The organism is Lysobacter sp. M15, from assembly GCF_022662515.1.
Lineage (GTDB): Bacteria > Pseudomonadota > Gammaproteobacteria > Xanthomonadales > Xanthomonadaceae > JAKPBU01.
Window position 1 is genome coordinate 248434 of sequence record NZ_JAKPBV010000002.1, and the last position, 20524, is coordinate 268957.

Genomic DNA, 20524 nt, shown 5'->3' on the forward strand with positions numbered 1-20524 from the left:
TCTACCGGTGTTGCCCGGATGGCGATCGCAGGAGCCATCGCAGGCGTGACCGTACAGCGTCAGGTGATCAGTTCGAACGTCCCGGACACGCCCTCCGCCTCCGCCGACGGCGCAATCCAAAGGTCGAAGCTGCCCGCTTCGACCGTCGGTTTCAGGTCCTGGCCGATGAACTGCAGGTCCTCGCGGCGCAGGGTGAAGCGCACTCTCTGGCTCTGGCCGGGCTTGAGCGTGATCTTGCGGAAATCCTTCAGCTCGCGCACCGGGCGGGTGATGCTGGCCGCGCGGTCGCGTACGTACAGCTGCACCACTTCCTCGGCCGCGCGTGTGCCGGTGTTGCGGATCCTGGCGCTCACGACGAGCTCGCCGTTTGCCATCAGCTTGCCTTTGCCAATGTCGAGATCGGAGTACGCGATCTTCCCGTAGGTCAGCCCATGCCCGAAGGGGAAACGCGACTCGTTGAGCAGGTTGCGGAAGCGCGCCTTGTATTCCTCGAGCTTTTCGGGCGTCGGATTTGGACGGCCCGTGGGCTTGTGGTTGTAGTAGTAGGGCGATTGCCCGGACTCCTGCGGGAAACTCACTGGCAGGCGGCCCGAGGGGCCGTAGTCGCCGAGCAGCACGTCGGCCAGGGCGTTGCCGGTTTCCGAGCCGAGGAACCAGCCGACCAGGATCGCGGGCGCGTCGAGCACCGCGCCCTCCAGGGCCAGCGCGCGGCCGTTGCGCAACACGACGACGATCGGCTTGCCGGTTTTGGCGACCGCTTCGGCCAGGGCCTGCTGCGCCGCGGGGATGACGACTTCGGTCCGCGACTGGGCTTCGCCCGAGAAGTTCGAGGGCTCGCCCAGCGCCAACACCACGACATCGGCGGCATTGGCGGCAGCGACCGCGGCCTCGATGCCGCCCGCGACCGGCGCCTCGATGCCGCTGCCTGCTACCACCGTCAACTGCGCCCTGGCGTTGCGCAGTCCGGTGGCCAGATCGATGGCGTCGTCATCCTTGCCGAAGACGGTCCACGGCCCGACCAGGTCGCGCTGGCCGCTGGCGAAGGGACCAATCAACGCGATCTTCTGCGACTTCTTCAACGGCAGGACGTCGCCCTCGTTCTTCAGCAGCACGATCGAACGCCGGGCGCACTCGCGTGCGAGTTCGCGGTATGCCGGTACGCGTTCACGCGTGACCTGCTGATCCTTCGGCGCCACTTTGATCCGCCGGAACGGATCGTCGAACAGCCCCAGCGCGTGCTTGACCGCCAGCACCCGGCGGACCGATTCGTCCAGTTTTTCCATCGGCACCGCGCCTTCGGCCACCAATGCCGGAAGGTGCTTCAGGTACAGCCCGCTCTGCATGCTCATGTCCACGCCGGCCAGGAAGGCGAGCTTCACCGCTTCCTTCTCATCCGCGGCAAAGCCGTGCGCGATCAGTTCCTGGTCGCCGGTGTAGTCGGAGACGACCAGACCGCGGAAATTCCATTCGCCGCGCAGCACGTCGCTGAGCAGCCAGGTGTTGGCAGTGGCGGGCACGCCGGAGAGCTCGTTGAACGAGGCCATGGTCGACAGCGCGCCCGCTTCGAAGCCCGCTTGGAACGGCGGGAAATAGACCTCGCGCAGGGTCCGTTCCGACACGTCGACGGTGTTGTAGTCCAGGCCGCTTTCGCCCGCGCCGTAGGCGGCGAAGTGCTTGGGGCAGGCCAGCATGGCGTCGCGATCCGACAGTGATTTGCCCTGGAAGCCGCGGACCCGCGCCTGCGCGAAGCGCCGGCCCACCAGCACGTCTTCGCCCGCGCCTTCCACGCCGCGGCCCCAGCGCGCATCGCGGGCGATGTCGACCATCGGCGCGAACGTCCAATCCAGGCCGGCCGCGGTGGCTTCGACCGCCGCCGCGCGCGCGGTGCGTTCGGCGAGTTCCGGCTCGAAACTCGCGGACTCGCCCAAAGGGACCGGGAACACGGTGCGGAAGCCGTGGATCACGTCGGCGGCGAAGATCATCGGGACCTTCAGGCGGCTTTCCATCGCCGCCTGCTGCAGGCGCTGGTGCCAGTCGACCTGGGAGCCGTTGAAGATGCCGGTAAGCCGGCCGGCGCGGGCGGCGGCCAGCTGGCCTTCCACCGACGCCTCGACCTGCGGGTTGATCGCCGCTGCCGCCGCGTCACCGAACAGGGCGGTGCCCAGCAGGGTGAGCTGGCCGGCTTTCTCCTCGACCGTCATCCGGCCGATGAGGGCCTCGATGGATGCGGGCAGGACCACGCTGGACGGGCCGAGCGCCCAACCCAGCGGCGAGCGGCCGAGCAGGGCCAGCGCACCGGCCCCGGCAATGAACCCGCGGCGGGAAAAGCGCGAAGCCGGCGGCGCGGCGGACGTCGGTAGGGTCATAGCGGCTCGGGTTGTAAACGGTTACAGCGACCTTAGCGGAGGCCGCTCCCATTGCAAAGTCCCTTCAGATGGACCGCAGCTTGGGCCCGCGCGAAGGGTGGGGAAGCGAACGCATGCGAACGCGGCGCAACGCGCGGGGAAATCGGGTTCGAAACCCGGACAAGTGCGCCGCGTTGCGCGATCCATGGCGGATGCACACGCGTGTGCATCGGAGGCGAATACGGGCAACAAAAAACCCCGCTTTCGGCGGGGTCTCTTGAATCTGCATATGGTGCCCGGGAGAGGACTCGAACCTCCACGAAGTTGCCTCCGCTAGCACCTGAAGCTAGTGCGTCTACCAATTCCGCCACCCGGGCGGGTGGGCGCGTATGTTGCGGTGCGGGGCAGGCGATGTCAACGCACACCGGGGCTTGCCGGAGCGCCGTGTACCATCCGCGCGATGACCAAATCCCCAGGCAAGCGCGGCGGTGGCCGCCGCGGCTCGACACCGTCAAAACCGTCGCCGTCCGCACCCCAGAACAGGCGCGCCCCTTCCAAACGACCGCCGTGGATGCCCGAGCCGGGTCCGTCCGATGTCCCGGGTCGCACTGGTCGGGGCCGCTCCGACCGGTCGGCCTCCGCGCCACGCAACGACGGACCGTTCCGTGACCCACATGCCGGCCGCGAGGCCGAGCGTTATGCCGACCCCATCGCCAGCCGCGAGGCCATCCTGCAGGTGCTCGCCGCCGCGGACGGCCCCATGGATGCCGACGCGCTGGCCGCGCACCTCGGCCTGGACGCCCCGGACCGGCGCGCCGCACTCGACAAGCGGCTCTCGGCGATGCGCCGGGATGGGCAGCTGCTGGAAAACCGGCGCGGCCACCTGGCACCTGCCACCCAGCTCGACCTGATCCCGGGCACGGTGATCGCAAATCCCGAGGGCTTCGGCTTCCTGCGGCCCGACAGCGGCACCGGTGACGATCTGTTCCTGCCGCCCTCCGAAATGCGCAAGGTGCTGCACGGCGACCGCGTGCTGGCCAGCGTCACCGGCGTGGACCGGCGTGGCCGCAGCCAGGGCGCCATCGTGGAAGTGCTCGAGCGCCGCATCAGCCGCCTGATCGGTCGCTTCGAATCCGAGGCCGGGATCAGCTACGTCGTGCCCGACGATCGCCGCATCCAGCGCAACGTGCAGATTCCCGCCGACGCGAGCCAGGCCGCCAGGCACGGGCAACTGGTGGTCTGCGAGATCGTGCAGCCGCCCACCGCGCAGCGCCCGCCGATCGGCCGGGTGCTTACGGTGCTCGGCGACAAGCTCACGCCCTCGCTGGTGGTCGAGGCCGCGATCCACGGGCACGACCTGCCGCACGAATTCCCATCCGCGGTGCTGGCCGAAGCCAGCGCCGTGCCGCTGGAAGTCGATGCCGCGACCGCGGCGCGGCGCGTCGACCTGCGCGCCCTGCCGCTGGTCACGATCGACGGCGAGGACGCCAAGGATTTCGACGATGCGGTGTATTGCGAACCCAACCGCCATGGGTTCCGGCTCGTGGTCGCGATCGCCGATGTGTCCCACTACGTCCGTCCCGGCACGGTGCTGGACGAGGAGGCGACCCGGCGCGCCACGTCGATCTATTTCCCGGGTTTCGTCGTGCCGATGCTGCCCGAGACCCTGTCCAACGGCATCTGCTCGCTCAATCCGCAGGTCGACCGGCTGTGCATGGTCTGCGACATGCAGGTGGGGCGCGATGGCGAGGTGACCGAATCGAAGTTCTACCCGGGGGTGATGAACTCGCACGCGCGCCTGACCTACACCCAGGTATGGAATGCGGTCGCGCCGGAGACCGCGGTACCGGTGGATGATCGCGACGCCGCGCTGGCGCGCATCGGTCGCCTGCTGCCGCAGGTCGAGCGCCTGCACCAGCTCTATCAGGTGCTGGCGAAGGCGCGCAGGAAGCGCGGAGCGATCGAATTCGAATCCTCCGAGGTGCGCTTCGTGATCGGCCCGCAGGGCGAGGTGGTGCAGGCCGGCATGCTCCAGCGCAACGATGCGCACAAGCTCATCGAGGAATGCATGATCGCGGCCAACGTGGAGGCGGCGAAGTTCCTGCTCTCGCGCAAGGTGCCGGCGCCGTACCGCATCCACGACCGGCCGCCCGAATCCAAGTACGCCGACCTGCTCGAGTTCCTCAAGGAATTCAAGCTGTCGATGCCGGCATGGTCCAAGGTCCATCCCGGCGATTACACCCGCCTGCTGGAGAAGATCCGCGACCGCCCCGACGGTGCGCTGATCGAGTCGGTGCTGCTGCGCAGCCAGTCGCTGGCGGTGTACCAGCCCGACAACCTCGGTCACTTCGGCCTGGCGCTGGGCGCCTACGCGCACTTCACCTCGCCGATCCGGCGCTACCCCGATCTGCTCGTGCATCGCGCGATCAAGCATGCGCTCGATCCGCAGGATCCGACCGGGCATGCCTACACCCCGCGCGAAATGGCCACGCTGTCGCTGCAGAGCTCCGAGCGCGAGCGCCGCGCCGACGAGGCCGAGCGCGAAGTGGATGAGCGCTACCGGGCTGCGTGGATGGAGCAGCACGTGGGCGGTCAGTTCGACGGTGTGATCAGCGGCGTGACCAGCTTCGGCCTGTTCGTGGAGCTGGACGATTCCAAGGTGAACGGCCTGGTCCACGTCACTCAGCTGGCGAACGACTTCTACCATTTCGATCCGATCCGCAAGACCTTGAGCGGCGAACGCCGCGGGCGCGAGTACCGCCTGGGCGACCGGGTGCGGATCGTCGTGCTCAAGGCCAGCCTGGAAGAGCGCAAGATCGACTTCCGCCTGGTGGAGGAGGGCGTCGGCGAACCGAAGCCGCGTCCGCCCCGCGGCGCGCCGGCGAAGCGGAGCAAGAAGAAGTATTGACGTAGGGCGGGCCCTGGCCCGCCATCGGGATAATGAGAAAGCGACGGCGGGCCAGGGCCCGCCCTACGGACGAGAGATGAGCAAAGATTCCCAATGGATCGCCGGCATCAATGCGGTCGCCTCGGCGATCGAGCATGACGCCGACAACGTGCGCGAAGTGCTGCTGGAAGCCGGCGCGAAGAACCCGCGCATCGGCGAGATCGAGGGCAATGCACGCCGCCACGGCATCGATGTGCGCCGGGTCGCGCAGCAGGCGCTCGATGGCGTGGCAGGCGGACTGCGCCACCAGGGCGCGGTCGCGCGCTATGCCGCCGCCAGGACCTGGGACGAGCACGAGCTGCCGGCGCTGGTCGAAGCCGCCGCGGGCCGGGCGCTGGTACTGGTGCTCGACGGCGTGCAGGATCCGCACAACCTCGGCGCCTGCCTGCGCAGCGCGGCAGCCGCCGGGGTCACCGCGGTGGTGATCCCGAAGGACAAGGCGGTGCAGGTCAATGCGACCGTGCGCAAGACCTCGGCCGGTGCCGCAGACAGCATCCCGGTGTTCCGGGTGACCAACCTGTCGCGCACCCTGCGCGATCTGCAGAAGCTGGGGGTGTGGATCTACGGCTTGGCCGGCGATTCGGATGCAACGGTCTATGCCACCGACCTGACCGGCAACGTGGCCCTGGTGCTCGGCGGCGAGGCCGACGGCCTGCGCCGGCTCACCCGCGAGTACTGCGACCGGCTGGTGTCCATCCCCATGCCCGGAGCGGGCAACGTCGAGAGCCTCAACGTGTCGGTGGCTGCCGGGGTGTGCCTGTTCGAGGCGGTTCGCCAGCGTCAATAAGGAGGGTGGGTGCATGGCCTGTTGCACGAAGCTGCGCGGCTGCCTGGTGCTGGCGGTTGCTCTGCTGGCGATCCCGATTTCGGTTCAGGCGCAGGAACGTCAGCGTGCGCGCGATCTCGGCGTCGCGCCGGGCATCTTTGCGCCCGGGCGCTGGAACGCCATCACCGACGTGGCGGGCGTGCGGGTCGGGCAGGTCACCCTGCACGAAGGCGAACGCATCCGCACCGGCGTCACCGCCATCCTGCCGCATGAGGGCAACGCCTACCGCTCACGGGTACCCGCCGCAGTGCATGTCGGCAACGGTTTCGGCAAGTTCGTCGGCATCAGCCAGGTCGCCGAACTGGGCGAACTGGAAACGCCCATCCTGCTCACCTGCACACTGTGCGTGTGGAAGGCGGCCGATGCGATGGCGGAATGGATGCTGGAACGGCCCGACATGCGGCAGGTGCGCTCGATCAATCCGGTCGTGGGCGAGACCAATGATGGCGGACTCAACGACATCCGTGCGCGCCCGCTCTCTGCCGAAGCGGTGCGCCGCGCGCTGGAAGGTGCGCGCACCGGCCCGGTGCAGGAAGGCAGCGTGGGCGCGGGAACGGGCACCGTCGCATTCGGCTGGAAGGGCGGCATCGGCACTTCATCCCGGGTCCTGCCGGAATCGCTCGGCGGCTGGACCGTCGGGGTGCTGGTGCAGAGCAACTACGGCGGGGTGCTCCAGGTGCTCGGGGCGCCGGTCGGGCGCGAGCTGGACCGTTACGCCTTTCAGAATGCGGTCGCGCAACAGCGCGGCGATGCGAGTCAGGCATCGGGTCCGGCCGACGATCGCGGCGACGGTTCGGTGATCGTGATCATCGCGACCGACGCCCCCGTCGACGATCGCAACCTCGGTCGGATCGCCTCGCGCGCGATGATGGGCCTCGGGCGCACCGGCAGCTCCGCCTCCAACGGCAGCGGCGACTACGCCCTGGCGTTCTCCACCGCCGCGTCCGTGCGCCGCGCCTACGACGCGACGCGCCTGCAGACCGCGCAACTCGCGAACGAAGAGATGAGCGCGCTGTTCCAGGCCTCGGTCGACGCGGTGGAAGAGGCGGTGTACAACTCGCTGTTCATGGCGACCACGGTCAGCGGCAACGGCAAGACGGTCGAAGCGATTCCGCTGGACCGGGTGCGCGAGATCCTGTCCCGCCACGGCGTTCGATCGGCATCCGGCGATGATCCGGCCGCGGCCGGCGACGCGCGCTGAGCGCGGGAGCCGGCGACATGCGGGCCGTAGCCCGCCCATGATCTCCGAGTCTTTGGTGCGGAGATTCGCTGTGCGGTTACGGCGCCGGCCAGGCGTTGGCGATGGTGCAGAACAACCGCGCGGTTTTTTCCGCGTCGTAGACCGCCGAATGCGCCTCGTCGCTGTTCCAGGTGTCGCCCGAGGCCTGCACGGCGCGCGCGAGCACGGTCTGCCCGTAGGCGACTCCGGCGAGCGAGACCGTATCGAACACGCTGAAGGGATGGAACGGATTGCGCTTGTGACCGCTGCGCGCGACCGCGGCGTTGACGAAGTTCAGATCGAAGTGGGCGTTATGCCCCAGCAGGATCGCGCGCTGGCACTCGTGCTTGCGCACTGCCGTGCGGACCGCTGCGAACACATGGTCCAGCGCCGCACGTTCGGGCTTGGCAAGGCGGAACGGATGATCGAGGCGGATGCCGGTCACTTCCAGCGAGATCGGATCGATCTCGGTGCCCGGCGCCGGCTCGAGGTGCGCGCTGGCGGTTTCACCGCACACGTAGCGCCCGGACTCGTCCAGGTCGATCGGCACCACCGCGATTTCCAGCAGCGCATGCCGGTTCCAGTCGAAGCCCCCCGTCTCCACGTCCACCGCAACCGGCAGGAAGCCGCGGAAGCGCTGTTTCATCGGCCGGATCGCGGCTTGCGTGGCGAGGAGATTTTCCATGCAACAAGCCTAGCAGAGCCGTTCGAGTCGACTTGCGGGCGCTACCGGACGCCGAGGAGCACGCCTTCGCCGCGCAACCGCTCCAGCATCGCCGCGCCTTCCTGCAGGAATGCATCGCGATCGGCGGCCTGCGCTTCTTCGGCGAGCCGGGACAGCGTTTCCGCGCCCGTGCGGGCAGCGTCCTCTTCCAGCAATTCAAGCAACCGGTAGACCAGCGGCGAGAGTTCGGAAAAATGCACCTCGCCGTCGGCGTCGCGGCGTACCAGCAGCAGAGTGGGCGCGGGCGGAGGTTCATCAGGCAGCTGGTCCGGCCCAATCGCATGCACCGGCCAGCGATAGGCCAACGGCCAGGCCAGCGGCGAGGCGACCGGGATGCCAGTCAGCAGGTTTCCGTGCGGGTCGTGGGCCGGCACGGTGGTGTCGGAGATCTGCAGCGCCAGTTCGACCCATTCGTAATGGGCGAGTTCGGCCAGCCAGGCCGGGTCGTCGGCGCCGACCTGCTGCCGCTGCTGCAGGTAGCGGACGAATTCCTCGCCGATCTGCGGAAACAGCGGCGTGTGGCTGCGAAAATCCGCGAAGAAGTCGTGCACCAACGCAGCCCAGCGGTCCTCAGCGAGGGTCCGGCGGATCACCGGAAAATTGCCCGCAAGCAAGGTGCGTATGTTGTTGGCGAACAGGTCGCGATAGACCGCCAGCCGCCGGTCTTCGATGCCCTCCGGCGGCGGACTCCGCGCCGGATCGCGCAGGTGTGCGGCGAAAGCATGCAGCTGCCGACCGAGTTCGCTCACGGCGACGCAGCCTGGAGTTCACGGATCCGGGCGACTTCGGCCAGCAACTCGGCGAGCGGTGGAAAGAGGAAGTCGCGTTCAAGCAGGGTCGGACGCACTCCGTGCAGGCGATAGGCGTCGCCGAGCAGGGACCACACGGCGTCCTTCACAGCGGTTCCGTGGGTATCGATCTTCAGATCCTCGGCCTGGTCGTAATGGCCGGCAATGTGATAGCTGGCGATGCGCGATGCCGGCATCCTGGCCAGGAAATCGCGCGCGTCGTAGCCGAAGTTGATGCTGTTGACGTACACGTTGTTGACGTCCAGCAGCAGGTCGCAGTCGGCTTCCTCGAGCACGGCGTTGATGAAGTCCGCCTCGTCCATCGCCTGCCAGGGAGCGGCGTAATAGCTCACGTTCTCCACCGCGATCCGACGCCCGAGCGCGTCCTGCGCCTGGCGGATGCGCGCAGAGACGTGTTTCACCGCTTCCTCGGTGAACGGAATCGGCATCAGGTCGTAGAGGTGCCCGCCGTCGGTGCAATAGCTCAGATGTTCGCTGTACAGACTTACGTCATGACGGTCGAGGAACTCGCGCGTGCGGCGCAGGAACTCCTGGTCCAGCGGGTCGGGGCCGCCGAGCGACAGCGAGAGACCGTGGCAGGTGAGCGGATGGCGTGCGGCCAGCACCTCCAGTGCCGCGCCGAGTTTTCCACCCACGCCGATCCAGTTGTCGGGCGCGCACTCGAGGAAATCGATGCTGCCGGGCGCAGCTTGTCCTAGCGGTTCGAGCAGGGCGCGGCGCAGGCCCAGGCCGGCGCTCTTGTCGGGCGTGATGGCGTTCACGCCGGTGACGCTATCTCAAACATGGGGCGATGTCCGGTGCGACGGCGGTCTGCGGGCGTGAGCCCGCGCCTCGCCGGAAACGCGAACGCCCGCGCGGTGCGCGGGCGTTCGGTCTGTCGCAAGGGCTCAGGCGCTGCCGCCGCACTTGCCCTCGCCGCACTTGCCTTCCATCTTGGCCTTGTCGCCCTTGGCGTCCATGTGCGCCTTCATCTCGTCGGCGTCGACGAAACCGTCGCCGTTCGAGTCGTGTGACGCGAACTGGTCGTCCTTGCCGTCATGGGCGGCGGCGAACTCGGCCTTGGAGATCTTGCCGTCCTTGTCGGTGTCCATCTTGTCCATTCCGCACTTGCCTTCGCCGCACTTGCCTTCGGCGGTTTTCTCCCCGCCGGGGGCATTCATGTAACCGCCGGCCAGGGCGTTGAAAGCGAAGGAAGAGCCGGCCAGGACCAGACCACCGGCAACCACGAGGGCGAGGGGTTTCTTGTTCATGCGTATGCTCCGCTGGGGCGGGCGCCGCGCCCGCTGGGAGGGGCATCCTACCGCTTTGGCCGGACCTGCGCCCCTGCCGGAAGTGCTGGCGTTTCGGCCTTCCTTAAGGGTTCGTTATTCGACCCCGAAGGTATTGGATTCGTCCCGCTTTTCCCGGGGCGGCAGTACCTGTTCGCCGTGCAGCCGGAACCAAATGTTTTCGGCGATGTTGGTGGCATGGTCGCCGATCCGCTCGAGGTTCTTGGCCATGAACAGCAGGTGCGTGCACGGCGTGATGCTGTGCGCATCCTCCATCATGTAGGTCAGCAGCTCGCGGAACAGGCTGGTGTATTGCGCATCCAGCTCGGCATCCCGGGCGCGTACGCGCAGCGCGGTGTTGTCGTCCAGGTCGCGATACGCCACCAGTACGTCGCGCACCTGTTGCAGGGCCAATTCGCCGAGCGAGCGCAGGCCGCGGGTATGCGGCAGCGGTGGCGTGCGGTTGAGCGTGAGCGAGCGCTTGGCCACGTTGGCCGCGTAGTCTCCGATGCGCTCGATGTCGGCCGAGATGCGCAGCGCCGCCAGGATGATCCGCAGGTCCGCGGCCAGCGGTCCGCGCAGGGCCAGGCGCATCACGTCGTGACTTACCTCGCGCTCGAGCGCATCGATCGCCTCGTCGTTGGCGATGATGCGCTCGGCCGCCTTGTCGTCGCGTCGTTCCACCACGTCCAGGGCGGCACTGAGCTGGGCGCAGGCCATCTCGCCCATGCGCAGGATCTCGCCGGTCAGGCGTTGCTGTTCCTCGTCATGGCTCTTGACGATGTGGTCGTGGGGCTGGTTGTTCATGGTCTGGAATCCTGTGAGCGTCGCTTAAGGTGGTATCCGCAGCCGTCCATGGCGGGCGTTCGGCAAGCTGCGCGGCAATGCCGCGCGGGCAACTGCCTCACCCAAACCGGCCGGTGATGTAGTCCTCGGTCTGCCGCTTCGAGGGATTGGAGAAGATCGTCTCGGTCGTGTCGTGCTCGATCAGGTCGCCCAGGTACATGAAGGCGGTGAAGTCGGACACGCGCGCCGCCTGCTGCATGTTGTGGGTAACGATGGCGATGGTGTAGTCGGCTTTCAGTTCCTCCACCAGCTGCTCGATGCGGCTGGTGGAGATCGGATCCAGGGCCGAGGTGGGTTCGTCGAGCAGCAGCACGTCCGGCTTCAGCGCGACGGCGCGCGCGATGCACAGGCGCTGCTGCTGGCCGCCGGACAGACCCAGCGCGCTCTGGCCGAGCTTGTCCTTGACCTCCTCCCACAGCGCGCCCTGCCGCAGCGCGTGCTCGACCCGGTCGTTCATCTCCGACTTGGACAGTTTCTCGTGATGACGGATGGCATAGGCGACGTTCTCGTAGATGGTCATCGGGAACGGCACCGGCTTCTGGAACACCATCCCCACCTTGCTGCGCAGCCGGTTCATCGGATATTTCGGCGAGAGGATGTTCTCGCCGTCCAGCAGCACCTCACCGGTGGCGGTCATCTTCGGGTACAGGGCATAGATGCGGTTGAAGATGCGCAGCAGGGTCGACTTGCCGCAGCCTGATGGCCCGATCAGCGCGGTCACACGCTTCTCCGGGATCTCCAGGTTGATGTTCTTCAGCGCATGGAACTTGTCGTAGTGAAAGTCGAGCCCGCGTGCGGCCAGCTTCACGGGCGAAGCGTTGGCGGCTGCGCGCTGGGGTGTGGCGATGCGCGGTTTGGATGCGGTGCTGGCGTGGACATCGTTCATGACGGGCGATCCGGTCGGTTTAATCGTGGACCATCTTGTTGCGCAGCACGATGGCGCGCGCGACCAGGCTGATCAGCAGGACGAACAGGGTCAGGACGAAGGCGCCCGCCCAGGCAAGGGTATGCCAGGTGTCGTAGGGACTCATGGCGTACTGGAAGATCACGACCGGCACATTGGCCATCGGCTGGAAGATGTTGGTCGTCCAGTACTGGTTGTTGAGCGCGGTGAACAGCAGCGGTGCGGTTTCGCCGGTGATGCGTGCCAGCGCGAGCAGGATGCCGGTCACGATGCCGGGCAGGGAGGCGCGATAGAGCACCTGCAAGATCACCTTCCATTGCGGTACGCCAAGCGACAGCGCAGCCTCGCGCATCTGCGCCGGAACCAGGCGCAGCATCTCGTCGGTGGTGCGCACCACGACCGGCAGCACGATGAACGCAAGCGCGATGCCGCCTGCGAGCGCGGAGAAATGGCCCATCTGCGCGACCACCACGGTGTAGACGAACAGGCCGAGTACGATCGACGGCGCCGACAACAGGATGTCGTTGACGAAGCGCACGGCCTCGGCCAGCAAGCTGCGCTTGGAGTACTCGGCCAGGAAGGTGCCGGCGAGCACCCCGATCGGAGCACCCATCGCGATGCCCAACAGGCTCATCAACGCGCTGCCGGCGAATGCGTTGAGCATGCCGCCTTCGTCGCCGGGCGGCGGGGTCATCTCGGTGAACAGGGCGAGGTTCAGCGATCCGAGTCCTTTGCTCAGCGTGGTCCACATGATCCACACGAGCCAGAACAGCCCGAAGATCGTCGCCACGGTGGCCAGAATCTGGGCCGCGGCGTTCTTGAGCTGGCGCCGTGCGTGCAGCGAAGTCGACATCAGGTGCCCTCGCGTTTCTGCAGCTGGCGCAGCATCAGCCGCGCCACCGTCAGCACGACGAACGTGACCAGGAACAGGACGAACCCCAGCGCGATCAGCGCGGAGCGATACATCGCAGAATCCGCTTCGGTAAATTCGTTGGCGATGGTGGCGGCGATCGAATTGCCCGGTTCGAGCAGCGACAGGGTCATGAAGTGCGCGTTGCCCAGCACGAACGTCACCGCCATGGTCTCGCCCAGCGCGCGTCCGAGCCCCAGGAAGATCCCGCCGATCACCGCCGAGCGCGTGTAGGGCAGGACCACGTCCCACACGACTTCGGTCTTGGTCGATCCCAGTGCGTACGCGGATTCCTTCAGCCGGCCGGGCACGGTGAGGAACACCTCGCGCATCACCGACGAGATGAACGGGATCACCATGATCGCCAGGACCAGACCGGCGGTGCCCATGCCCAGGCCCAGCGGCGGGCCGGAGAACAGCGTGCCGAGCAGCGGCATCTGGCCCAGGTGGGCATCCACCCAGGGATAGACGTGCTCGGCCAGGAACGGAACCAGCACGAACAGGCCCCACATGCCATAAATGATCGAGGGGATGCCGGCAAGCAGTTCGATCGCGCTGCCCACCGGGCCGCGCAGCCACTTCGGCGCGATCTCGGTGAGGAACATGGCGATGCCGAAGCTGACCGGCACCGCGATCAGCATCGCGATGAGCGCCGTGACCAGGGTGCCGTAGATCGGCACCAGCGCGCCGAACTGCTGCTGCACCGCATCCCACTGGTCGGTCCAGAGGAATGCGATGCCGAACTTCGCGAAGGCTTCGCGTCCGCCCCACAGCATCGACAGCGCTGCGGCGGCGAGCGACACAAGCACGAAGACGCCGGCAGCCGTGACCAGCCAGCGGAATCCGCGATCGGCACGCTGATCTAGGCGGTCGCGTTCGCTGCTGGGCAGAGGGACTGCGATGCTGTTCATTCGATTGCGTTCCTGGTGCTCATGCACGTCGAACGGTGGCCCGCCTCATGCACGTGGGCCGACTCGATCGTCCTTGCGGTCACGCCTTGATGTCGGAAGCCCAGTACGCTTCGACCTGCTCGACCAGTTCCTTGGGCAGCGGCACGAAGTGCAGCGCATCGGCCTGCGGCTGGCCGTTCTCGAGCGCCCACTTGAAGAAGTCCAGCGCGTTGCGGCTGCGCTTTGCGTCCTTGGGCTGCTTGTACATCAGGATGAAGTTGGTCGCGCTGATCGGCCAGGCCTGGGCCGCGGGCGAGTTGGTGATCACCAGGCTGAAGTCCTTGGCGTTCTTCCAGTCCGCCCCGGCCGCCGCCGCCTGGAAGGTCTCTGCGCTCGGCTGCACCCAGTTCCCGGCCGCGTTCTGCATTGCGGTATAGGCCATGTCGTTCTCGGTGGCGTACGCCAGTTCCACATAGCCGATCGAACCCTTGATCTGCTTCACGTACGCGGCCACGCCTTCGTTGCCCTTGCCGCCGACGCCGGTGGGCCAGCCGACCGAGGTGCCTTCGCCCACCTTGGCCTTCCATTCCGGACTGACCTTGGACAGGTAGTTGACGAAGTTGAATGTGGTGCCCGAGCCGTCGGAACGATGCACGACGCTGATCTTGGCCGAGGGCAGGGCGACGCCGGGATTGAGCGCGGCGATCGCTGGATCGTTCCAGGTCTTGACCTTGCCTAGGAAGATGTCCGCGACCAGCGGGCCGGTCAGGCGCAGCTTGCCGGGCTCGATCCCTTCCACGTTCACCACCGGCACGACGCCGCCGATGGCGGACGGGAACTGCGCCAGGCCGGACTCGGCCAGTTCCTCGGGTGGCAGCGGCTTGTCGGACGAACCGAAATCCACCGTGCCCGCCTTGATCTGGGCGATCCCGCCGCCCGAGCCGATCGACTGGTAATTGATCTTGGCGCCGGTGGCCTTGTTGTAGTCGTCGGACCACTTCGACAGCAACGGATAGATGAAGGTGGCGCCGGCGCCGGTGATCTCGGCGGTGATCCTGTCGCCGGTCGGCGCCGTCTGGGCGCCAGCGGCCGTGTCGCCGGCTGCAACCGGGGCGTTGTTGTCCGCCGGCTTGCAGGCGGCGAGGGAAACGGCGATCGCCGCGGCGATGAGGGCGACGCGAACGTTCATACGGAACTCCGAGGGCATCGGGCGGCGACTGCCGCCGGGAGCCGCTATGAAATGATGTTTTTGTTACAGCCCAATGACATGCCCTGCGCGTGTGTTCTGCCTGCTCCGGGAGCGGCTTAACCACGTCGTGATGCCGGATCTCGCGTACAACCGGTTCTGCCCGGCGATGCATCGCGCAAAAAAAGCGGGCCCCTAAGGGCCCGCAGTTGCTCACTAAGCGAGAGAAGATTGTTCTGGGTAACGTCCGGGCCCGGATCAATAGGCCATGTTCTGCGACCAGTAGGCCTCGATCTGCGAGACCAGAGCGTCGGGGAGCGGCACGTAATCGAGCTTCTTGGCCTGCTCGTCGCCGTTGGCGTAGACCCATTTGAAGAACTCCTTGGCGGCCTTGGCGCCTTCGACGTTCTTGGGCTGCTTGTACATCAGGATGAAATTGGTCGCGGCGATCGGCCAGGAGTTCTCGCCGGGCGCATCGGTCATCACCAGGTGGAAGTCCGTGGCGCTGGCCCAGTCGGCGCCGGCGGCGGCGGCCTGGAAGGTCTCGTCGCGCGGCTGCACGAAGTTGCCGGCGGCGTTCTTCAGGCGCGAGAACGTGAGCTTGTTCTGCAGCGCGTAGGAGAACTCGACGTAGCCGATCGAACCCTTGATCTGCTTGACATAGGCGGCCACGCCTTCGTTGCCCTTGCCGCCGATGCCCGCCGGCCAGTTCACGCTGGTGCCTTCGCCGACCTTGGACTTCCAGTCGCCGCTGACCTTGGACAGATAGTTGACGAAGTTGAAGGTGGTGCCGGAACCATCTGAGCGATGCACCACTGTGATCTTGCTCGAAGGCAGATTGACGCCGCTGTTCAGCGCGGCGATCGCCGGATCGTTCCAGGTCTTGATCTTGCCCAGGAAGATGTTGGCCAGGGTGGGGCCATCGAGCTTCATCGCGCCTGACTCGACGCCCGGCAGGTTGACCACGGGCACCACGCCGCCGATCGCGGAAGGAAACTGCGCCAGTCCGGCCTTGGCCAGTTCATCGGGAGGCAGCGGCTTGTCCGACGAACCGAAGTCCACGGTACCCGCCTTGATCTGGGCGATGCCGCCGCCCGAACCGATCGACTGGTAATTGATCTTCTTGCCGGTGGCCTTGTTGTAGTCGGCCGACCACTTGGACATGACCGGGTAGATGAAGGTCGCTCCCGCGCCGGTGATGTCGGCGGCGAAGGCATTGGCTGCGAAAGCCGTCGCCAGGGCGAGCGCGGCGACGCGGAATTTCAGGGTCTTGAACACGAAAGCGCTCCAGTGGTGAATGCGGATCAGGGCCGCACTGGCGTGCATTCCATAACGGTTGTGTGACAGTGGCATGCCAGCGGCATGTCGCCCGCGTGACAGTACCTAGGGCCGGCCCCAGTTCCCGGCGTCGATGCGGCACGGGATGCTTCCCGTGTCGGAACCACACGCAAGCAGGAGGCCGCAATGGGGACCGAACTTTCATCCGCGCCGCCCTATCAGGGCAATCCCGACGTCAGCTATACCTCGGTGATGGAGGCGCAGCAGGGACAGGGGCCGGAGGGTCAGCAGGCTCCGGCGGGCACGGTGCCGGTGGCAGTGGAGCCAGGCGATACCATCAGCGGGCTGATGGCCCAGCAGGGTCTCGACTGGAACGACCCTGCGCAGCGCGCGCAGTTCATGGCCGACAACCCGCAGTTTGCGGATGCGGCGGGTGGCCGCAATCCCGACCTGATCTGGCCCGGCGAGGTCCTTTACGTCAGGCCCGTGTCTCCGCACAACGGCGCCGTGCCCGTCGGCGGCCCGGACGGAAACGGGCAGGTCGCCTACCAGAACTATCAGAATGGCCAGCCGGTCGGCGAACCCTACAAAGCCACGCCTGCCGCGAACGGCCAGCCGACGAATGCCGAGACCTTCGCTCCCAACGGCAATGCGATCACCACCGACAAGCAGGGCAATCCAAGGGATGGCTACTTCGTAGTCGACGGCGACAGCCGCGGCAACTGCCGCTGGGTCCGTTTCGAGAATGGGGTTCGAACCGAAGATTCGTTCATGACTTCGCCTTACGACGACACCGCCGATCCGGAGATCGATCCGGCGACAGGGGCAGCGCGGATCGAGACCGACGGAAACGGCATGGCCTTGAACGGACCGGTGAGCAGCACCGAACGCACGCCCGAAGGCACCTACCAGTCCGTGACGTCGCACTACGTCAATGGCGTTGTGGTCCGGACCGAGCGAGGACCCGAGTACGAATGACCGCGGCGCAAGCGCCCTGCGGCCAGCCTCCTGCACAAAAAAAGCGCGGCCTGAGCCGCGCTTTTTGTTTCGTCCGTTTGCTGGGTTGATTACCAGTAGAACTGTGCGCGTGCCTCGATGATGTTCGGATCGTCGCTGACGTCCTCGCGCTCGCTGTTCACCATCACGTAATTCAGCATGAACTTGAAGTTGGAGCGCCAGTACCAGTTCACGCCGGCGGTCCACGCATCCATCTTGCCGCCTTCGACATCGCCGTCGTTCAGGTCGATGGTGTCGTAACGCAGGCCCAGCTGCCACATGCCGCTGGCCGGTTCGCTCGGCAGCGGAGTGGTGGGCACGCCTGCCTTGTACCCCCAGGTCTCGCCGGTGATGTTCCACACCCCGCTGATGTAGCCGCCGGTGCTGGTGTAGTCGCCGCTTTCCATGCGGTCGATGGTGCTGGTGTAGTACTCGCCCTGCAGCTTGAACGGACCGTGCACCCACATCGCCTCGCCGCTGGTGGTGGCGATGCGGTCGGTGTCGGTCATGGTGCCGGCATCGATCAGGCGCACCGTGGCCAGGTCGGCATTCGGGCGCGAGCGCACGCGGAAGGTATCTGCATCGGTGTCGTAGTTCACGTACGCCAGGCCGAAGTGCAGGATGTTGCCGCTCTCGTTGACCGGAGCGAAGTTGCCGCGCACGCCCCAGCCCGAGCCGTGCGCCAGGTTGCGGGTCAGCTCGCGGCCGAAGTAGCTGGCGGTGATGCCCCAGTCGCTGGTGCCATAGCCGTAGGCGGCGCCGAGGCGACGGGCCACGGCGTAGGTATTGGTGACCGCGGCCTTGGAGATGAAGTCGTTGTTCTTGGTCGAGGACAGTTCTTCCAGGCTGTTGGGCTGCTTGTACTGGCCCACCTGCAGGAAGTGGTTGCTGTCACCGCCGAGTTTGTACTTGGCGTTGACGTCCAGGAACTTGTCGGCCTTGGCGTCGTAGCCCAATACCCATTCGAAGTTGCCGGGGCCCTTGCCCTTGAGCACGATCTCGGCGCGGCGCAGCTCGTACTCGCTGTCGTCGCCGTTGGCGCCGACGCCGTTGAGGTCCGCCAGATCGTTGTCGAACCAGTTGCCGTCGGCCTGGACCAGGCCTTCGAGACTGACTTCGGAGCCACCGATCACGTCGATGGCGATTTCCGCGTGGGCGGCGGGCGCGATCGCGGCGAGCAGGGCGACGGCGAGGAGATGGCGGGTGGCTTTCATGTTGGCAATGCCCTTGGGGCCTGGAAGATGAGCCGCAAGGCTAGGGCGTGAATATTTCGTTGCGATGACAACAACGCCGGCTCCACCGTCGCACCGACCTTCAGGCGGTCAAATGCTGCCTCATAAGTTCGTGAGCTTGTCAGGAAATCGACACAATTCGCCATTCGCATGTTCTGGACCGACTGGTTGCGCGCGCGGCCCGGGAGATTCCCGATCCGCCCGTGCATGCTGGCTGCTCACAGAAGAGGACTGTCGCCTGGTGTCTTGTCCGGATAGCGGCACAGGTCGCGGATCACGCACTTCGGGCAATCCGGTTTGCGCGCCCTGCAGGTGTAGCGACCGTGCAGGATGAGCCAATGGTGCGCGTGCAGCCGGTAGGCGTCGGGCACGCGTTTCTCCAGCGCGTCCTCGACCGCGCGCACATCCTTGCCCGGGGCCAGGCCGGTCCGGTTCGAGACCCGGAAGATGTGCGTGTCCACGGCAATGGTGGGCTCGCCGAACGCGACATTCAGCACCACGTTGGCGGTCTTGCGGCCGACGCCCGGGAGCGATTCGAGCGCCTCGCGGCTATTCGGTACCTCGCCGCCATGTCGCTCGATCAGCAGCCGGGACATGGCGATTACGTTGGCGGCCTTGGCGTTGAACAGGCCGATGGTCGAGATGTGGCGCTTCAGGCGTTCTTCGCCCAACGCCAGCATGGCCGCGGGCGTATTGGCGACCGGAAACAGCCGGCGCGTGGCCTTGTTCACGCCTACGTCGGTGGCCTGGGCGGACAGGATGACCGCGACCAGCAGCTCGTAGGAACTGGAGTACTCGAGTTCCGTCGCCGGCTCGGGGTCGAGTTCGGCCAGTCGGGCGAAGAGCTCCTCCACTTCCGCCGCGGACAGCTGCGCGGTGCGGCGCGGCTTGCGCGCGGCACTCAAGGCTTGCCGGCCCTGGTCCTGGCCCGGGCCAGCGCCGCGGCAGCAGCGGGAGGCAGTGCCGATACGGGCGGGAGTCTTCTGCTTGCGCGTTCTTCGGCGCGTCGCTGCAGGCGCTGCTCGCGGGTGCGGAAGCGCTGACGCGCCTCCAGTGCCTTCAATCGGGAGGCGCGGGTCGACGAAAGCATGGCGATCTGTTCCAGGGAAATCCCCATGGAGCGAGCGCAATCCTCGCAGCCGTTCCAGTCCAGCAGGCCGCGGTCTAGCGCCAGGGCCACGTCGCCCTGCGCCAGCGCCTCCGCGACGCGAGGCAGGGCGTCAGCTTGCCCGGTGTCGATACCCATGCCGCAGCGGCTGCAAGCCGACATCGTTCAATGCCCCGCGAACGCCGGCTTGCGCTTTTCCAGGAAGGCGCGCGTGCCTTCGCGCATGTCCTGGGTGGCGAACACCAGCCCGAATTGCGCGGATTCGTATTCCAGGCCTTCCTCGATGCCGCATTCGCCGCCGATGTTGACGCAGTCGAGCATGCTGCGCAGCGCATGCGGCGCTGAACTGGCGAGCTGGTTTGCTAGCTGCATCGTTTCCGCTTCGAGTTCGGCCGCCGGAATTACCCGGTTGACCACGCCCAGCTGCAGTGCGCGGTTCGCGTCGATTGGCGCGCCGGTGAGGCACAGTTCCAGGGTCGCCGCGCGTCCGGCCAGACGCAGCAAGCGCTGGGTGCCGCCGAAACCCGGGATCAGACCGAGGTTGATTTCCGGCTGCCCAAGGCGTGCCGTGTCGGCAGCGATGCGCAGGTGGCAGCACATCGCCAGCTCCAGGCCGCCGCCCAGGGCGAAACCATTGACCATCGCGATCACCGGTTTGGGCATGCGCTCGACCCGTCGCATCATGCGCTGGCCGCGCAGCGAGAAATCGCGTGCTTCCATCGGCGTCAGATCCGCCATCTCGGCAATGTCGGCACCGGCGACGAAGGCCTTCGGACCCGACCCCGTCAGCACCACCACACGCACCGCCGCATCCGCCGCGGTCTGGTCGAATGCGCGGTGCAGCGCCTCCAGGGTTGAAGCATTCAGGGCGTTGAGCTTGTCGGGGCGATCGATGGCGATGACGCGCACGGTGCCGTGGTCGGCGATCTTCAGAACGTTGTCGGACATTGTGAAAGGCTCGTAAATCGGGGTTCGGACGCGGAACTTGTCAGGCCTGACGCAGTCGTAGGGGGTCGGTGTCAGTGGCGGTTAAGCC

Annotated in this window: 19 protein-coding genes and 1 tRNA gene; 4 read left to right on the forward strand and 16 right to left on the reverse strand. The window is 66.8% G+C overall.

Features of this window, described 5'->3' with window-relative positions; all coding sequences use genetic code 11:
- Positions 1–59: 59 nt before the first annotated feature.
- Positions 60–2366 (reverse strand): glycoside hydrolase family 3 N-terminal domain-containing protein, encoded by a 2307-nt coding sequence (locus tag MC380_RS01910; protein ID WP_242104370.1) that lies wholly within the window; start codon positions 2364–2366, stop codon positions 60–62.
- Positions 2367–2635: 269 nt separating this feature from the next.
- A tRNA-Leu gene (locus MC380_RS01915) sits at positions 2636–2722 on the reverse strand.
- 194 nt (positions 2723–2916) lie between these two features.
- Between MC380_RS01915 and rnr the strand changes: the two genes are divergently transcribed.
- From rnr to MC380_RS01930, 3 genes are all read left to right on the forward strand, one after another.
- Complete coding sequence (rnr, locus tag MC380_RS01920; protein ID WP_242104369.1) at positions 2917–5253, forward strand: ribonuclease R; 2337 nt, start codon at positions 2917–2919, stop codon at positions 5251–5253.
- Between the two features lie 76 nt (positions 5254–5329).
- Complete coding sequence (gene rlmB / locus MC380_RS01925; protein ID WP_242104368.1) at positions 5330–6079, forward strand: 23S rRNA (guanosine(2251)-2'-O)-methyltransferase RlmB; 750 nt, start codon at positions 5330–5332, stop codon at positions 6077–6079.
- A 13-nt stretch (positions 6080–6092) separates the two neighbouring features.
- Positions 6093–7319: a P1 family peptidase gene (locus MC380_RS01930; protein ID WP_242162716.1), complete on the forward strand. Its 1227-nt coding sequence runs from the start codon at positions 6093–6095 to the stop codon at positions 7317–7319.
- Positions 7320–7395: 76 nt separating this feature from the next.
- Here the strand turns inward: MC380_RS01930 and rnt are convergent, their stop codons facing one another.
- The 10 genes from rnt to pstS (MC380_RS01980) all read right to left on the reverse strand — a co-directional run bounded on the left by rnt (position 7396) and on the right by pstS (MC380_RS01980) (position 16200).
- Positions 7396–8022: a ribonuclease T gene (gene rnt / locus MC380_RS01935; RefSeq protein ID WP_242104366.1), complete on the reverse strand. Its 627-nt coding sequence runs from the start codon at positions 8020–8022 to the stop codon at positions 7396–7398.
- A 41-nt stretch (positions 8023–8063) separates the two neighbouring features.
- On the reverse strand, positions 8064–8810 hold the full coding sequence (locus tag MC380_RS01940; protein WP_242162718.1) for a putative DNA-binding domain-containing protein: 747 nt from the start codon (positions 8808–8810) through the stop codon (positions 8064–8066).
- Positions 8807–9631 carry a DUF692 domain-containing protein gene (locus MC380_RS01945; RefSeq protein ID WP_242162720.1) on the reverse strand — a complete coding sequence of 275 codons (825 nt, stop codon included), beginning with the start codon at positions 9629–9631 and terminating at the stop codon, positions 8807–8809. Before MC380_RS01945 ends, MC380_RS01940 begins: the two co-directional genes overlap by 4 nt.
- A 126-nt stretch (positions 9632–9757) precedes the next feature.
- Entirely contained in the window at positions 9758–10120 is a 363-nt protein-coding gene (locus MC380_RS01950; RefSeq protein WP_242104363.1) for a hypothetical protein, read from the reverse strand.
- Positions 10121–10234: 114 nt separating this feature from the next.
- Positions 10235–10945 carry a phosphate signaling complex protein PhoU gene (gene phoU / locus MC380_RS01955; protein ID WP_242104362.1) on the reverse strand — a complete coding sequence of 237 codons (711 nt, stop codon included), beginning with the start codon at positions 10943–10945 and terminating at the stop codon, positions 10235–10237.
- A 97-nt stretch (positions 10946–11042) separates the two neighbouring features.
- A complete protein-coding gene (pstB, locus tag MC380_RS01960) occupies positions 11043–11870 on the reverse strand; it encodes a phosphate ABC transporter ATP-binding protein PstB (RefSeq protein WP_242104361.1) in 828 nt (275 codons plus the stop codon).
- Between the two features lie 19 nt (positions 11871–11889).
- A complete protein-coding gene (gene pstA, locus MC380_RS01965; protein ID WP_242104360.1) occupies positions 11890–12741 on the reverse strand; it encodes a phosphate ABC transporter permease PstA in 852 nt (283 codons plus the stop codon).
- Positions 12741–13709, reverse strand: a complete 969-nt coding sequence (gene pstC / locus MC380_RS01970; protein WP_242104359.1) for a phosphate ABC transporter permease subunit PstC — start codon at positions 13707–13709, stop codon at positions 12741–12743. Before pstC ends, pstA begins: the two co-directional genes overlap by 1 nt.
- Positions 13710–13788: 79 nt before the next feature.
- Positions 13789–14877, reverse strand: a complete 1089-nt coding sequence (gene pstS / locus MC380_RS01975) for a phosphate ABC transporter substrate-binding protein PstS (protein WP_242104358.1) — start codon at positions 14875–14877, stop codon at positions 13789–13791.
- 255 nt (positions 14878–15132) lie between these two features.
- Positions 15133–16200, reverse strand: coding sequence for a phosphate ABC transporter substrate-binding protein PstS (pstS, locus tag MC380_RS01980; RefSeq protein ID WP_242104633.1), 1068 nt, complete (start codon positions 16198–16200; stop codon positions 15133–15135).
- A gap of 138 nt (positions 16201–16338) precedes the next feature.
- On the opposite strand from pstS (MC380_RS01980), the gene MC380_RS01985 reads away from it, so the two are divergent.
- Entirely contained in the window at positions 16339–17130 is a 792-nt protein-coding gene (locus MC380_RS01985) for a hypothetical protein (protein ID WP_242104357.1), read from the forward strand.
- Positions 17131–17219: 89 nt separating this feature from the next.
- Here the strand turns inward: MC380_RS01985 and MC380_RS01990 are convergent, their stop codons facing one another.
- The 4 genes from MC380_RS01990 to MC380_RS02005 all read right to left on the reverse strand — a co-directional run bounded on the left by MC380_RS01990 (position 17220) and on the right by MC380_RS02005 (position 20436).
- Positions 17220–18362 carry an OprO/OprP family phosphate-selective porin gene (locus tag MC380_RS01990; protein ID WP_242104356.1) on the reverse strand — a complete coding sequence of 381 codons (1143 nt, stop codon included), beginning with the start codon at positions 18360–18362 and terminating at the stop codon, positions 17220–17222.
- Positions 18363–18598: 236 nt separating this feature from the next.
- Complete coding sequence (gene nth, locus MC380_RS01995) at positions 18599–19285, reverse strand: endonuclease III (RefSeq protein ID WP_242162723.1); 687 nt, start codon at positions 19283–19285, stop codon at positions 18599–18601.
- Complete coding sequence (locus tag MC380_RS02000; protein ID WP_242104354.1) at positions 19282–19626, reverse strand: hypothetical protein; 345 nt, start codon at positions 19624–19626, stop codon at positions 19282–19284. The genes nth and MC380_RS02000 overlap by 4 nt, the downstream gene beginning before the upstream one ends.
- A gap of 27 nt (positions 19627–19653) precedes the next feature.
- Entirely contained in the window at positions 19654–20436 is a 783-nt protein-coding gene (locus tag MC380_RS02005; protein ID WP_242162725.1) for an enoyl-CoA hydratase-related protein, read from the reverse strand.
- Positions 20437–20524 lie beyond the last annotated feature (88 nt).